This window comes from Desulfogranum mediterraneum DSM 13871, assembly GCF_000429965.1.
Lineage (GTDB): Bacteria > Desulfobacterota > Desulfobulbia > Desulfobulbales > Desulfobulbaceae > Desulfogranum > Desulfogranum mediterraneum.
Window position 1 is genome coordinate 127,723 of sequence record NZ_KE387004.1, and the last position, 14,363, is coordinate 142,085.

The window sequence follows — 14,363 nt, forward strand, 5'->3', positions numbered from 1 at the left end:
GGGCCAAACCAGGGCGCTGGTGTTCCAGCGCGGCACGAGCTGCAAAGTTTCCAGCCTCCCGGGACAGGCGACCCCAGAGAGAGACGCCAGCGGCCTGGGAGAGCATTTCCGCCATAACCTGCTAAGCCGGGGCCTCGGGAGAAAAGATCTCCCCATGGACGATAGCCTATGGTCAATCCCCGTAAAATATGGCACACTTCAGGCGCTGCAACCGACACCGGCGGAGGGAATGCGCCCTCGGTGCTCGATCCACAGCCCAGGGCAGAGGGCCTGGGCCAACCTTTTTGGCAGGAGTGCGACCCCATGGATAGTGTTTCAGCTGAGAACACCTTTGATGTCATCATCGTCGGCGGAGGACCAGCCGGCCTCTTTGCCGCCTACTATCTCTGCGAACACTCCTCCCTGAAGGTGGTGGTGATCGAGCAGGGCAAACTCCCCCTGCAGCGCAGCTGTCCCATCGGCGACAAGGGCTGCATCAGGTGTCAACCCTGCAACATCCTCTGCGGCGTGGGTGGGGCAGGTCTCTTCTCCGACGGCAAGCTCAACTTCATCCACAAGCTGGGCAAGACCGACCTCACCCAGTTCCTTCCCACCAGCGCAGCCTGTGCCCTGATCGATGAGACGGAGGCCATCTTCAACCGCTTCGGCATGGATGGGCGGGTCTACCCCACCGACACCGAGGCCGCCTATGCCATCCGCAAGGAGGCCAGAAAATCCGGAATCGACCTGCTGGTAATCAAACAAAAGCACCTGGGCAGCGACAACCTCCCCGGCCACATCGACGCCATGCGCCGCTACATTGCCGAGCGCGGGGTGGCCTTTCACTCCTCCGAGCGAGTGGAAGATATCACCGTGAAAGACGATGCAGTGACCGGGGTCATCACCAGCAAGGGGACCTACCGCGCCCCCCATGTCATCCTGGCTCCCGGTCGGGTCGGGGCGGAGTGGGTGGCCGGGGTGGCCAAACGCAATCAGATTAACATCTCCCAACGGGGGATCGAGGTCGGCGTCCGGGTGGAGGTCCACAACGAGATCATGCAGGACCTCTGTTCGATCATCTACGATCCCACCTTCTTCATCCGGACCTCCAAGTACGATGACCAGACCCGCACCTTCTGCACCAACTTCGGCGGTTATGTGGCCCTGGAGAACTATCAGGATTTTGTCTGCGTCAACGGCCACGCCCTGATGGAGAAGAAATCAGACAATGCCAACTTTGCCTTCCTCTCCAAGGTGGTGCTCACCGACCCGGTGGAGGATAACCAGGCCTATGGAGAGTCCATCGGCAAACTGGCCACCCTAATCGGCGGGGGCAAACCGATTCTCCAGCGCTACGGCGATCTGAAACGGGGCCGGCGTTCCACCTGGAACCGGATCAAAAACAGCTATATCGAGCCCACCCTGACCAATGTCACCTGCGGCGACATCGCCATGGCCCTGCCGGAGCGGATCCTCTCCAACCTGGTGGATGGCCTGGAGCAGCTCAACCAGATCGTCCCCGGGGTGGCCAACGACGAGACCCTGCTCTATGCCCCGGAGATCAAGTTCTTTGCCACCCAGGTCGAAAGCGACAACAACCTGGAGACCAGGATCACAGGCCTGTTCATAGCCGGTGACGGCCCTGGGGTGGCCGGTAATATCGTTTCCGCCACAGCCACGGCCCTGATCCCCTCCAAGGAGATTATCCGCAGGGCAACCGACTAAGACCAGGCGTGGCCGCTGGCTGAGGCAAGGCGACCTGGCACGGTCCTGCCCGGCCCGTTCAGCCCCCGCCGTTCCCCACCCCATAACTCACAACCAAGGACGACCATGCAGGTACAAGCAGGCAAGACCGTTAGCATTCATTACACCCTGAGACTGGAAAACGATGTGATCTATGAAACAACCGAGAATGAACCACCCATGAGCTACACCCATGGTGCCGGAGAGATCGTGGCTGGCCTGGAAAAAGGCGTGGAAGGGATGCGGGTTGGTGAACAGAGATCCTTCAAGGTGGAGCCGGAGGAGGGCTACGGTGAGGTCCGATTGGAGGCGCTGATCGAGGTTCCCAGGGAACATGTGCCCCTGGAGGCCAGGCAGGTGGGCGAAAAGATCATCGCCAAGGGCCCGCAGGGACAACAGCTTGAGGGCGTCGTCTATGAGGATAAGCGGGATTATCTGGTGGTGGATTTCAACCATCCTCTGGCAGGGATGGTCCTCCACTTCGAGGTCTCGGTGGTCAACATCGAGGAGTAGAGTAAAGCTGCCTGGCCTGCCGGCCAGCGGCAGCAGGCTGCCGCTGGCCGGTTGACCAGCCCCTAGCTCCGGAGCAAGCCCTTGAACCTCTTAGCGGCGATCATCACCAGAATCCGGACAAAGGTCTTACGGTTGCGGTACTTGACGAACATGGCCTCGCTCCGATTGTAGTAGCTCACCGGGATCTCGATCAACCGTTTACGATCCCGGAGCATCTCCACCGCCATCTCTGCCAAGAGCTCCGGTCCTTTAGCCTCCAGACGATCCTGGAGGTCCTCGTAGCAGCTGCGCCAGATGGCCCGGAAGGTACAGCCCACATCGCTGATCCGGACCTCCCGCTTCCACCAGAGCAGCTCGATGAACTTGGCCAGGACGATGTTGGCCAAGCGGACCAGGCCACGCATGTCAGAGCCCTGCTCGATGAGCTGACGGGTGGTTCTGGTGCCGACCACCATATCCGCCTCTTTGATGTATTCCAACAGCTTGCAGATGTCATGCTCAGGAAAGGTGTAGTCGGCCTCGGCCATGACAATGATGTCTCCGCCGGTCCGTGCCAGGCCGTAGCGGATCTTCTCGCCATAGAGCTCCACCTCCCGGGGACAGAGAATGACCTCTGCTCCACAACCCCGTACCTTATCGGCAATGGTATTGGCCTGGGGCATCACCACCGAGATGGTATCAAGCTGTGGATTACGGCGGTAGCGGTTGATGGTAAAGTCGATGTTCTCCTCCACCCCTTCGGAGTAGAGCAGCAGGGAGATCCTGTTCTCGCTGAAGTGCATTCGCCGTTCGTAGAACCTGGCCAGGTTGAGGCTGTCGCGGTCGTTGATGTTGACGTAGGTGCCCTTGAGTTCGTAGCAGAGCACCCCGGGTTCCACCCCACAGAGCTGATCCAGAAAGGTGACAAACTCCACGTATCCCGAGGGTGCCCGGGCAAAGGCCTCTTCCAGCAGCGGAAAGAAGGCAGGGGTCAACAGAAAGGTGCCCAGGCCAAGCAGGTTGTTCTCCGGAACCTCGGGCTTTTCCACCAGGTTGAGGACCCGGTCCCCCTCCTTATGCACCGAGTAGTTACGCTGAATCAGCTTGGTGTCATCGGCATCCATGACCGTACAGGTAGCCAGGGCATCCTCGTAGGCAAAATCGAGTAAGTCCTGATGGTTGGAGCCAACGTAGCACTCATCGCTGAGCATGACGCAACAGGGCGCTGCCAGCTCCCGCCCGGCCAGGAGGATGGACCAGGCCAGCCCCTTGTCCAACTCGCTGTTATCGATGTAGTGTAAGCGGACCCCCAGCCAGACCCCGTCCCCGAAGTAGGCCTTGATCACCCCGGAAAGGTAGCCCACGGTCATATAGATCTCGTCGATCCCCAGCTGATCCCGCATCAGACAGATGATCCGTTCCAGGTTGGGACGCCCGTCGACCTGGAGCATGCCCTTGGGCACCAGGGTCGTGTATGGCCGGGCACGTACCCCTTTGCCGGCGGCTGGAATCAGCCCTATCAGTTTCGCCATGTCAACGCTTCAGGTAGTAATAACAGGTGAGGTAGAGATACTTCAGGGTTTCGGAGATATGCTGCATCTTGGCCTGGCCGGTATGACGGGGGGTAAAATCGATGGCAATCTCTTCGATGGTCAACTTGCGGCGGGCCATCCTCACCCCAAACTCCAGGACATGCTCAAAGCCCTTGCGCTCAAAACGCACCCCGGCAACCACGGCCCGGTTAAAGGCCTTGCAGCCGGTGTAGAGATCCGTGAGCCGTTGCCGGAAGAGGAGGTTGAACAGGGCGGAGATCAACTGGTTGCCCAAGCGCTTGGGCAGGGGCATAAACTGATTTCTTCCCTCAAGGAAACGGCTGGTATAGACCACGTTGCTGGTGTCCAGCCGTTCTATCAGCTCCGGCAGGGCCTCGGGGGGATACTCACAGTCCGCATCGATGATCACGATCTTATCGTTTTCGGAGTGGGCAATACCATCCAGAATAGAGCCGCCATAGCCTTCATTCTGCTCATGGCGGATCAGGGTGACATCACCGAAGGAGGAGATGATCTCCACCGAGCGATCACTGGAGGCGTTATCCACGTAGATCAGATGCAGGGGAAGATTAAGGGCCGTGATCCGACGATGGAATTCCGGCAGAATCTCCTCCTCGTTATAGACCGGGACAATGACATCGACCGGCTCGACTGGGTGTAAGGTTTCCATGATTTCCTGGTTTGATTAGCAAATGTTCAAGGGAATGCCTCCCGGACCAGACCATCCTCTACGGACATTGCCTGGACAGGGACAGCCCCCTTCCTTATCTTCTTCATGCTCTAACAGATCAGGCTTTGCCGGCGACTCCCCCCAGGGGAGAGGGCCATTCGAAGAGCGCCTGTCGGCCAGCCTCGGGTACTCAGCAGGATTCACTCCGGGCCGGGCCAGGGCCGCTCCGGAGCTGAGCAGCTGTTTCGCCAAAAAAAAGGCTGCACACCATTGTTCTGATGCACAGCCTTGCTGGTCTCAATGACAAGCCGTCAGCTCACGACTCAGCCATTGACCACCTCAATGCCTTCCAGTTTCCAGGCCTCACTGCGAACGGGCCGGGCCCAGGTCCACTTCTCGGCAAACTTCACCGGCTCGGTCATGCTCCCCTCTACCAGGGCGCCGCTCTGCTCGTCTACGGTGTAATCCAGCAGGTTGGCGGTAAAGAGTACGGTGACAAAGTCTTCCCCGTTCTGGCTGCCGCAGTCGGTGATCTCCACCTTACGGATGGCGATGCTCTCCAACTTGTTGAGCTGGCCCTTGGCCTTCATCTCGGCAAAATGCTGCTCATACTCAGCGGCCAGTTTGTCACCCAACAGGTGACGGTAGCTCTGCAGATCCCGCCGCATCCAACCGGCCTGGACCTTGAAGAAAACGTCTGAGGCGATCTCCACAAAGTAGTTTTCGTCAAAGCCCGGATCAGTGGCCCGGATCTCCTTGAAGCCATCCTCAAGGGTAAACGATTCCTGTACAGGAGGAACCGGAGGCGCTGGAGACTGGCCCTGGCCAAAGGGACCTCCGGACAAGTTCTGTTTACCAAGGGGAGGAGGCTGGAATCCGGCGGACGAGGAACTCCGCGGCCGGCCGGCAAATCGCTTGTAGAGAAAATAGCCGACCACGCCCAGGATCAGCAAGGGCAGGATGCCCATGCCGGAGCCGCCTGCTCCAAAGAGGCTTCCAAAGAGCATGCCGCCCAGGGCGCCGCCCAGCAGACCGCCGGCCAGGCCTCGACCAAAGCTCGACTTCTGTCCACTCTTCTGGTTCACCTGGGAAGGGGCCTTGGAGGGGGCCTTTTGGGTGGTGGAACGACTGAAGGAACGACCGCCGCCCCTGGAACGGGCATCGGCATAGTCGGTGACAATTCCTGCCTCAGCAAGCAGCAAGGCAAAAAGAATCAGAAAAAAAGGGGTGCATCTACGTAATTGTGTCATCATAGGGTTTTTCCAGCTTTTTGGTTCCTGTTGTCCGGTGAAAAAAGTTGGGGGGTTGGAGGGTCTCTTGAATAATGGGATATTTTGTTCTAGATCAAGGCATGCGATAAAAATTACCACAGGTATAGATTTGATATTCCAAGGATAATTTTTTGAACATAAGGCCGAGATTGGGCAAAAGAGCAATTATTCAGGGTGCCCTGGAGTCTGAGTGTTTACCTTATCTCCCTGTAAACTGCAATAACCATAATTGTTTTTCACCAAGGGTCAAGGTGTGCAGCCCTCTTCTCTAAAATCTTCTCTAAAAGGTAGTTTGAAAAATGAGACCTTTCGATCAAGATCAAGGCATGGGAAAATGAAGCGCAGGCAGATACAATCGATATTCCGAGGATACATTTTTCACCATAATGCAGAGATTGGAAGAAAAAATAATTTTTCAAGGTGACCTGGAGCACAACTCGCGCTCCTCCCAGGAGGGAGGAGTGCAAGATGAGGCCGAAGGTACCCGTATACCCATGAACCAGGAAGGCCTGGGCTCAGATCTCAGCCCAAGACAACAATCGTTCATGGAATCCCAGCCATCAGCAGCCGAAGCTTCCCGGCCGGTGGTCATAGCCAGCGGCACTCCTGATCAGCTTGCCTCCTCGGCCCTGGTCCTCTTGAGCAAGGACATCGAGCACGAGCTTGACCAATCTAGAGGCGAGCTGCTGGTCTCACCGCAACAGGCCTCCGCAGCCCTCTACCAACTGGAAAGCTACCGGTGCGAGAACAAGGATTGGCCCCCTTGCCCGGATGTTTCCTGGCAGCCCCCCTTCTTCAAGCCCTGGGTCACCCTGACGATCCTGGGGCTGCTGGCCATTTTCTTCGGCCACACCGGCAGCTGGCAGAGCGAGAGCCTCTGGTTCCAGCTCGGAGCCATCAATCGAGACACTATCCTGGTTGACCACCAGTGGTGGCGGCTGGTCACGGCCCTGACCCTCCACGCCGACCTGGTCCACCTCAGCGGCAATCTCCTCATCGGCGGTCACCTCATCCTGCTGCTCAGCCGAACCATGGGCTTTGGCCTCTCTTGGCTGTTGGTTCTGCTCTCCGGCACAGCCGGCAACCTGATCAACATCCTGGTCCGCGACCAGCAGCATCTCTCGGTGGGTTTTTCCACGGCCGTCTTCGCCACCATCGGCATCTTCACCGGACTCAGACTCTGCTCTCCCGGCTCCTCAGCCCTCAGACAGATTCTCCTCCCCCTGGGCGCCGGGCTGGGGCTGCTGGTTTTTCTCGGCTCCGCAGGGGCCAATACCGACATCGGAGCCCATTTTTTCGGCTTTATCTGCGGTATCCTGGTCGGCATGGCTGCCAGGGGCAGCCGAATTATCCTTCGGGCCGCCCGGGCCAGGCGGCAGCTGCTGCTCTTGATCACGGCCCTGCTCTTGCCGATTCTCTGCTGGCTGCTTGCCCTCTACGCCCCACTGATTTCCCCTGCCTGATCCGCCCTGGGTCCCCTATTAATTTTTCCCTCTTTTCTCATGTTCAGGATTGACGGCCAGGGTCAATGTGCATACATTATTTCAGGTTTATATACGATCCAGCAGGGGGGAAACCAAGCGCATACCGCCCCCCTGATCAACCGCCATCAACCCGTGCATGGTACAGCCCTGCGAGCTCCGCCTGACTGTACCGATTGTCTAACCCGAGGTAACTCCATGCCAATGAACGAACAACCACCCTGGGGACAGAAGAAGCGTCCCTCTTCACCAGAGGACTTTCTGGCTGCTCTGATCCGGAAAATCAGGGACTCTTTCAACGAAAAACAGACCCCACCCGGCCCAAACGACAATGAAGAACAGCCAAGCGGTGAAGGTCCTGGAATGTTTGCCGGCTTAGGCAAGGTGGTACTGATTATCTCGGCAGTGTTCCTCTTCCAGGTGATCTACTCCTCCTTCTATACCATCCAACCCGGAGAGGTGGGGGTCTTGCTCCGCTTTGGTCAATACACCCGGACCACCGAGCCTGGACTCCACTTCAAGATCCCCTTTATCGAAGAGCTCAACAAGGTCAATGTGGAGGCGGTCCGTAAAGAGGAGTTTGGCTTCCGCACCAGAAGTCCCGGTAAAAGTCCCAACTACAACCGGCGTGGCTTCGACATGGAGGCCCTGATGTTGACCGGTGACAAAAACGTCATCGAGGTGGCCTGGATCGTCCAGTATATTGTCAGCGATCCGGTAAATTTTCTCTTCAAGGTCCGCAACGTCTCCCAGGCGGTGCGCGACGCCTCTGAGATGGTCACCCGCAGGATCGTCGGCAACATGGATTTTGACTATGTCCTGAGTAACCGTGAAATCCTGGCTGCCGATGCCAAGAAAGAACTCCAGGGCGAACTGAACACCCTGGAATGCGGGGTCAATATCGTCACCCTCCAGCTCCAGGACATCAATCCACCGGAAAAGGTCAAGCCGGCCTTCAACGAAGTCAACGTGGCCGACCAGGACATGAAGCGGCTGGTCAACGAGGCCGAAGAGACCTACAACCGGGTCATTCCCAAGGCACGGGGTAGCGCTAAACAGACCGTGGAAGAGGCCCGCGGCTATGCCATCGAACGGATCAACCGGGCCAAGGGTGAGACCAACCGATTCAGTGCCATCTTAAAAGAGTATCAGGCAGCCGAAGGCGTCACCAGGCAGCGGATGTATCTGGAAGCCATGCAGGATATCCTTCCCCATGTGGACAAGGTCTATGTCATGGACAAGAGCCAGCAGGCGGTTATCCCGTTTCTCGACCTCACCGGTAAAGGACGCAACAGCGCCACCCAAAAAACCCAGTAATAGCGGCAACAACTGTCAACTGCCCCTATCCATAACCAAAAGAGACCCATGAAGAAAACACTTCAACTTATTGGACTAATCATCGTCGTTGCCCTGGCTGTGACGGTTTGGGATGGCTTTTATATTCTCAAAGAGGGCCAGCAGGCCATCATCACCCAATTCGGTGCGCCGGTGGGCGATCCGGTCACCGAGGCGGGCCTGAAACTCAAGATGCCCTTTATCCAGGATATCCGCCTCTTTGAAAAGAAGATCCTCATCTGGGACGGTGAGCCCAACCAGATCCCCACCAATGACAAGACCTTCATCTACCTGGACACCACCGCCCGCTGGCGGATTACCGACGCCCTCCGCTTTCTGGAGGCAGTGGGCAGTGAAAGTCGGGCTCGCTCCCTCCTGGATGACATCCTTGACGGTACCCTGCGTGACCTGGTCAACAAGAACAACCTGATCGAGATCATCCGCAGCTCCGACTGGAGCGAAGAGTACATGATGACCTCAACCAATCAGTCACGCGATATGTTCACCCCGCCCAAACTGGGACGTGACGGAATCAGTGAGTTGGTCCTGGAGAGCGCCTCCAAGGTCACCCCCCAGTACGGTATCGAGCTGATCAACATCATGTTCAAACGGGTCAACTACATCGACTCGGTTCGGGAAAAGGTCTATGACCGGATGATCTCTGAACGGAAACGGATCGCGGCCGAGAAACGCTCCATGGGTGAGGGCCGTAAGGCCGAGATCCTGGGTCGGGTGGACAAGGAACTCAAGGAGATCACCTCCTCGGCCAAACGTGAGGCCGTCGAGCTCCGCGGTGCTGCCGATGCAGAGGCGACCAAGATCTACGCCCAGTCCTACTCCGGCAACCCTGAGTTCTATGCCTTTATGAAGAGCCTGGAGAGCTATCGCCACATTATCACCAACAACACCTCCTTGGTTCTCTCGTCTGACTCAGATCTATTCAAATATCTGGAGAACCTGCAGGTCCAGTAAGGCGCCCCTAGCCTCCTGCCCGTAAACAAAAAAGGCTGTGTCACCTGGTGACACAGCCTTTTTTGCTGGAGCCGGTTCTCTTTCCACCCTGGCTCAGTCCAGGATCACCCCTGTGCCCTCGTCGGCAAAACTCGGCCGCTGTTCCCGGGAATAGGGAATCCGCCCCCGTTCCTCCAGGAGATCCTCAAAGCGGAGCAGTTCTGTTTCGTTGCTGATGGCATCAAGCCCCAGTTGTTCAAAGCGACAATCGCAGTGAATCAACTGGCCCCCGCACCAGGGACAGACCTCCACCGGGCAGCCCAACTCATGGTGCTCACCGGCAAGCGCATGACAGGCCGGACAGATATCCTCATCCACCTGGAGCGGTTCATAGCTGTGCAGCTCGGCTGGAGCTGCACAGAGCCTCCGAAAGGCCTCTTCACTCTCAAACTGGAAAAAATCCAAGAGCTCCTGGGCCAGGAAGCCGTCCGCCAGGCTGCCCTGAAACTCAATACCCTCGCTGGAGACCAGGTAGAGGTACCCTTCCCGGCCCCCGACCATGGCGCTCAACAGGAAGATGCCATGATGCCGGGCCAGGACCATGATCTCCCGCACCCAGGCCTCCCTGGCGTCGGGTAGACTCAGATAAAACTCGTGGAGGAGATCCAGGGCTATCTTGTCGTCATGATAGATATCCAGCAGATCTTCTGCCTTGTCCAGGTAGCCGTCGGGAACGGCATACTCCATGGCCTCTCTGATGGCCTTTCGTAATTCTCGCAAATCCGTCATTCCTCTACCGATGCAATCGTTTATTATAATTCGTAAAGAGTCAGCGATTCCAGTGGTGAAAAAACTTGCCCCCAGAACCGGAAGATCGACTCCGCCGGTCTCCCTGCTTGTATTTTTTTGAGTATCGAGTATACTATTTATGTTTAATATTGATTAACTGAACAGTCCCCAACCGGGAAAAAGCTGCCCCTGCCAGGGTGCACTCTTTCCAGCAACGGAATCGATACCACGCCTCGCCAGTCTACCTGAACCAGGTGGTCGTCGCATCTTTTTTCTGAGGTGTCCTTATAGCCAGGAATTAGCCGAACTGCCTATCCCGCTCTCGTGGGGGCATGCTCTTTATTATTTACCTTTACCACCAGGTACCTTGAACCTATGACAGAGACTGTAAAAAACACTACCCATGCCCAGCTGATCATCGGCGACAAGCAATACCAACTCCCTATTCTCAAAGGATCTCAGGGAGATAAGGCCATAGATATCTCCCGACTCCACAAAGAGACCGGCTTATTCACCTATGATATCGGCTCAAAGAACTCCGCCACCTGCAGTAGTTCCATAACCTACCTGGACGGCAACAAGGGGATCTTGCGCTATCGCGGCTATGACATTGAAGATCTGGCGGAAAAATGTCTCTTTATCGAAGTCGCCTATCTCCTGATCCATAACAAACTGCCCAACCGGGAAGAACTTGAGGACTTCCGGATTCTCCTGGAGGAGTATGCCCTGCTCCATGAGGATATGATCCATTTCTTTGATCATTTCCCGCCCAACGCCTCACCCATGGCCATCCTTTCGGTGATGGTCAACTCTCTGGCCAACTATTATCCGGAGATGGGTGGGGACCCGCTGCTCAACATCAACGATACCGCCGGTCGACTGATCTCCAAGATCCGGACCATTGCCGCCTTTTCCTACAAGAAGTCCATTGGTCATCCCCTGGTATACCCGCGCAATGACCTCTCCTACTGCGGTAACTTTCTCAATATGATGTTTGATACCCCGGTTCGTCCCTATACGGTTCAGCCCGAGGTGGTTGCCGCCATGAACAAGCTGCTCATCCTCCATGCAGACCATGAACAGAACTGCTCGACTTCAGCAGTCCGCCTGGTGGGCAGCGCCGGAGTGAACCTCTATGCCTCCATCTCTGCCGGGATCAATGCCCTCTGGGGCCCCCTGCATGGCGGCGCCAATGAGGCGGTGATCCAGATGCTCGAGGCCATCCACCGCGACGGCAACGACTACAAGAAGTATGTGGCCAAGGCCAAGGACAAGAATGATCCCTTTCGCCTCTCCGGATTCGGCCACAGGGTCTACCGCACCTATGACCCCCGCGGCACCATCATCAAGAAGGCCTGTGACGGTATCCTGGCGGTGATGAACGTCTCTGATCCGCTGCTGGAGATCGCCCAGAACCTGGAGGAGATCGCCCGTAACGATGACTACTTCATCAGCCGCAACCTCTATCCCAACGTGGACTTCTACTCGGGTATCATCTACCGGGCCATCGGCATCCCCACAGATATGTTCACGGTGATGTTTGCCCTGGGCCGCCTGCCCGGCTGGATTGCCCAGTGGAAGGAGATGCGGGAAGATCCGGCCACCAAGATCGTCCGCCCCCGCCAGATATACACCGGTGAACAGGCAAGGATCTTTCAACCCCTGGGTGAGCGATTCTAAAGGGGTCTTGAAAAAGAACACTCAGATCGCTCCCCCAGGAAGAGGCCGGCAGCACCCAGTGGAGGCGGACCACTGTTGCCCCTCAGCCAGATCAAGAGGCGTGGAAAGGCAGCCTAGCTCGCTTGCACCCCGAAGCAAGCTGCTGATTAGAACCCGGGTAAAAACGCTCTGCCCAAGCCTAAAACCGCACCCGTACCCGGAAGCTTAAGTCTACCCTTCCCTTGGCAGGGACGATCAGGTTCCAGGCCAACAGGTTGGCCTCCTCCCTGGCCCCCCTGTGGGAGGAGGCAATCAGTTCCCAGTCACCTGGCACCGGTTCCTCCACCCGGATGGTCACGGCCTCCGGCTTGCCATTTTTCAAGGTCAGTGCATACTCGGACTCCACCACCCGGCGAGTACCCTCCCCTGCGGAGAGCTGTTTAAAGTCGGTCTGTTTTTTCTCCGCAGTCAGATCAAAGGCCTCACCCAATTTCAAACGCACCACCTCCTGGGCCGGTACATGATCGGTCCTGTCTTCGCCGACAAACTGAAGAGATCCCTTTGGATCTCGTTTATAGACCCGGACAATGCCGGCAGGAAGGGGGTCACCCAGGCCTGAAGCGCGCTCATTTTTCAACTCCAGCTCCACCCCGACCTTGGGTGTACGATCAAGCCGGCCTGCCCTGGAGAGAAAATATGAAGACTGACCTTTGAGGAGATAGTGCTTCTCACAGACCACCTCGGCAGCCCGCATCAGGCTCATCTGTTTCTGCTGGTTATCGCCGATGGTGGTCCTTCTTCCCAGGGTGTAGAGGTGATAGTCAAAGATGGACTCTTCCTGCATAACCCCCATCTCCCGCCCCTGGGCCGCCTTCATAAGGTAGGGCCCGGGAGGGTGCACCCCCTGCTTCTGCACCAGATTCACCTCTCCTGCCACCAGCTGCAGCCCGCTATCATGGTAACTGACTCCGCTCTCGTTGCTCAGGGTGACCCACCCTTGAAGCAGGAGCCGATCCTCCTGGTCGTTGAGTTCGGCAATGTAATCCGCCTGCCACGACATTCCCTGGGTCAGGTAGGTAAGCTCCACCGTCCGTTCCCCTGACGCCTCGGCCTCGATGAGCATGGTCAGGGTCGGCCGATCACGCAAATCGGCAGGCAGGTCGGGAAAACGCAGCTGTCCCTTGAAGTCGGTGATGATGCCCTCCTTGGTCCTGAGCACCACTCCGTCTGCGGTGCTGAGCACCCGGGCCGGCTGCAGCCGTTCTGCTCCGCTGACAGGGTTGATGGAGGAGAGCAGGACCTCACGACCGACATACTTCTGCAGCAGGGATTGGGGAGAGAGCAGGTCGTACACAAAGGTCTGCTCAAGGACCTGTAGCCCTTCAGCGCTCAGGAAGGCGGTTTCCGGCTTGATCCGACTGCTCACCTCACGAAAGGCCAGGGTATTGACACCCTCTCCCAGAGTAAGGGACCGCTTATCCCGAACCAGGGCAAGATCATGGTTATAGATGGTAATCTGGAGTTCCTGATGATCCTCAGCCGTTGAAACCACCTCCTGGGCAGGGCAGAGACCGGGAAGGAGGAGGACGATTATCAGGACACGACACAGCAAGGGATGCAACATGGCTCACTCTCCTGTACAGGTAATTACAAAACCGAACTACGATGTTATGACAGGAGTGTACCACACAGGGGGAAAATGGAAAGGCGACCTAGACTCGGCCAATGGAACTTCGGGCAATGAAACGGCGCAAACCCGACTGCTGCTCATGGTTGAGGGTGTCAAAGGCCACCCGCACCTTCTTGGTTTGCAAGACACTGAAAAGGGGAGGAAAAAGGACCGATTCATCCACCTTGCCTACAGGTATTTGCTGGAGATAGGTTTCCTGCTCATAGGAGAGCAGATCTATAAACAGGGGAAAGAGATGTTTCTTGTCTAAAACCACGAATTGGACCGCCATGCCGGCTTCACTGATATCCTCGATGGTACAGGGGATGGACTCCAAAAAGGCGAAGGTCCCCTCTCGTACCTTAAAACGTGGATACCTGCGTCGCTCTTTCCGGCTCAACGCATCTCTCTTCTCCCCCATGGTATCTTCTCTACTTAGATTTCAGGGCCGCCTGATCAGTGGGCCACCCCGTTCAAAGCCGGACAGGCGCTGGCTCCGAGGTATACAGGAAAATGTATCAGGGCCGGCGAAGGAGTCCCAAAGATACCTTTTCCGGATAACGCCGAGGTCACCGCAGCTGCCCATCATGCAGGGTGCTCCTTATAGGCGTTAACCAGTTGACAGTATTCGCAGACCAGTTGCCAACGTTGAGCAGGGCGTAATTGGAAATAAATAGGGCTCAGCATCAAGATTCGGATCGCTTCACGGGGATTCATAACCTTACCTCCCTATTAGGTGAATCTATGCCTTTACTAATGCAAAAGACATTC

At 56.9% G+C, this 14,363-nt stretch carries 12 protein-coding genes; 6 read left to right on the plus strand and 6 right to left on the minus strand.

Features of this window, described 5'->3' with window-relative positions:
* The first annotated feature begins 303 nt into the window (after positions 1-303).
* Both G494_RS0115395 and G494_RS23845 read left to right on the plus strand, forming a co-directional pair.
* Positions 304-1,704 carry an NAD(P)/FAD-dependent oxidoreductase gene (locus G494_RS0115395; RefSeq protein WP_028585236.1) on the plus strand — a complete coding sequence of 467 codons (1,401 nt, stop codon included), beginning with the start codon at positions 304-306 and terminating at the stop codon, positions 1,702-1,704.
* A 105-nt stretch (positions 1,705-1,809) separates the two neighbouring features.
* Positions 1,810-2,235: an FKBP-type peptidyl-prolyl cis-trans isomerase gene (locus tag G494_RS23845; RefSeq protein ID WP_051305755.1), complete on the plus strand. Its 426-nt coding sequence runs from the start codon at positions 1,810-1,812 to the stop codon at positions 2,233-2,235.
* A 62-nt stretch (positions 2,236-2,297) separates the two neighbouring features.
* Here the strand turns inward: G494_RS23845 and G494_RS0115405 are convergent, their stop codons facing one another.
* From G494_RS0115405 to G494_RS0115415, 3 genes are all read right to left on the minus strand, one after another.
* Positions 2,298-3,746, minus strand: a complete 1,449-nt coding sequence (locus tag G494_RS0115405) for a sugar phosphate nucleotidyltransferase (protein WP_028585237.1) — start codon at positions 3,744-3,746, stop codon at positions 2,298-2,300.
* Position 3,747: 1 nt separating this feature from the next.
* A complete protein-coding gene (locus tag G494_RS0115410; RefSeq protein WP_028585238.1) occupies positions 3,748-4,437 on the minus strand; it encodes a glycosyltransferase family 2 protein in 690 nt (229 codons plus the stop codon).
* 323 nt (positions 4,438-4,760) lie between these two features.
* A complete protein-coding gene (locus G494_RS0115415; protein WP_028585239.1) occupies positions 4,761-5,690 on the minus strand; it encodes a Tim44 domain-containing protein in 930 nt (309 codons plus the stop codon).
* Between the two features lie 404 nt (positions 5,691-6,094).
* Here G494_RS0115415 and G494_RS0115420 point away from each other — a divergent pair, with 404 nt between their 5' ends.
* From G494_RS0115420 to hflC, 3 genes are all read left to right on the plus strand, one after another.
* Entirely contained in the window at positions 6,095-7,171 is a 1,077-nt protein-coding gene (locus G494_RS0115420; protein WP_084456942.1) for a rhomboid family intramembrane serine protease, read from the plus strand.
* 222 nt (positions 7,172-7,393) lie between these two features.
* Positions 7,394-8,506 carry an FtsH protease activity modulator HflK gene (hflK, locus tag G494_RS0115425; RefSeq protein ID WP_232362576.1) on the plus strand — a complete coding sequence of 371 codons (1,113 nt, stop codon included), beginning with the start codon at positions 7,394-7,396 and terminating at the stop codon, positions 8,504-8,506.
* A gap of 48 nt (positions 8,507-8,554) precedes the next feature.
* Entirely contained in the window at positions 8,555-9,496 is a 942-nt protein-coding gene (gene hflC / locus G494_RS0115430) for a protease modulator HflC (protein WP_028585242.1), read from the plus strand.
* 93 nt (positions 9,497-9,589) lie between these two features.
* On the opposite strand, the gene G494_RS23850 is transcribed toward hflC, so the two are convergent.
* The gene (locus G494_RS23850) at positions 9,590-10,255 is read right to left on the minus strand and encodes a hypothetical protein (protein WP_035246938.1); all 666 of its coding nucleotides are present in this window, start codon (positions 10,253-10,255) and stop codon (positions 9,590-9,592) included.
* A gap of 384 nt (positions 10,256-10,639) precedes the next feature.
* Here G494_RS23850 and G494_RS0115440 point away from each other — a divergent pair, with 384 nt between their 5' ends.
* Positions 10,640-11,944, plus strand: coding sequence for a citrate synthase (locus G494_RS0115440; protein WP_028585243.1), 1,305 nt, complete (start codon positions 10,640-10,642; stop codon positions 11,942-11,944).
* A 178-nt stretch (positions 11,945-12,122) separates the two neighbouring features.
* Here G494_RS0115440 and G494_RS0115445 read toward each other — a convergent pair whose 3' ends face one another.
* Both G494_RS0115445 and G494_RS0115450 read right to left on the minus strand, forming a co-directional pair.
* Positions 12,123-13,547, minus strand: a complete 1,425-nt coding sequence (locus G494_RS0115445) for a DUF4139 domain-containing protein (RefSeq protein ID WP_028585244.1) — start codon at positions 13,545-13,547, stop codon at positions 12,123-12,125.
* Positions 13,548-13,635: 88 nt separating this feature from the next.
* A complete protein-coding gene (locus tag G494_RS0115450) occupies positions 13,636-14,013 on the minus strand; it encodes a hypothetical protein (RefSeq protein WP_153305910.1) in 378 nt (125 codons plus the stop codon).
* Positions 14,014-14,363 lie beyond the last annotated feature (350 nt).

What these genes read in the sequence shown, in the direction of transcription:
- G494_RS0115395 (WP_028585236.1), top strand. Translation starts at nt 304, where the DNA reads ATGGATAGTGTTTCAGCTGAGAACACCTTTGATGTCATCATCGTCGGC.
- G494_RS23845 (WP_051305755.1), top strand. Translation starts at nt 1,810, where the DNA reads ATGCAGGTACAAGCAGGCAAGACCGTTAGCATTCATTACACCCTGAGA.
- G494_RS0115405 (WP_028585237.1), bottom strand. Translation starts at nt 3,746, where the DNA reads ATGGCGAAACTGATAGGGCTGATTCCAGCCGCCGGCAAAGGGGTACGT.
- G494_RS0115410 (WP_028585238.1), bottom strand. Translation starts at nt 4,437, where the DNA reads ATGGAAACCTTACACCCAGTCGAGCCGGTCGATGTCATTGTCCCGGTC.
- G494_RS0115415 (WP_028585239.1), bottom strand. Translation starts at nt 5,690, where the DNA reads ATGATGACACAATTACGTAGATGCACCCCTTTTTTTCTGATTCTTTTT.
- G494_RS0115420 (WP_084456942.1), top strand. Translation starts at nt 6,095, where the DNA reads ATGCAGAGATTGGAAGAAAAAATAATTTTTCAAGGTGACCTGGAGCAC.
- hflK (WP_232362576.1), top strand. Translation starts at nt 7,394, where the DNA reads ATGAACGAACAACCACCCTGGGGACAGAAGAAGCGTCCCTCTTCACCA.
- hflC (WP_028585242.1), top strand. Translation starts at nt 8,555, where the DNA reads ATGAAGAAAACACTTCAACTTATTGGACTAATCATCGTCGTTGCCCTG.
- G494_RS0115440 (WP_028585243.1), top strand. Translation starts at nt 10,640, where the DNA reads ATGACAGAGACTGTAAAAAACACTACCCATGCCCAGCTGATCATCGGC.
- G494_RS0115445 (WP_028585244.1), bottom strand. Translation starts at nt 13,547, where the DNA reads ATGTTGCATCCCTTGCTGTGTCGTGTCCTGATAATCGTCCTCCTCCTT.
- G494_RS0115450 (WP_153305910.1), bottom strand. Translation starts at nt 14,013, where the DNA reads ATGGGGGAGAAGAGAGATGCGTTGAGCCGGAAAGAGCGACGCAGGTAT.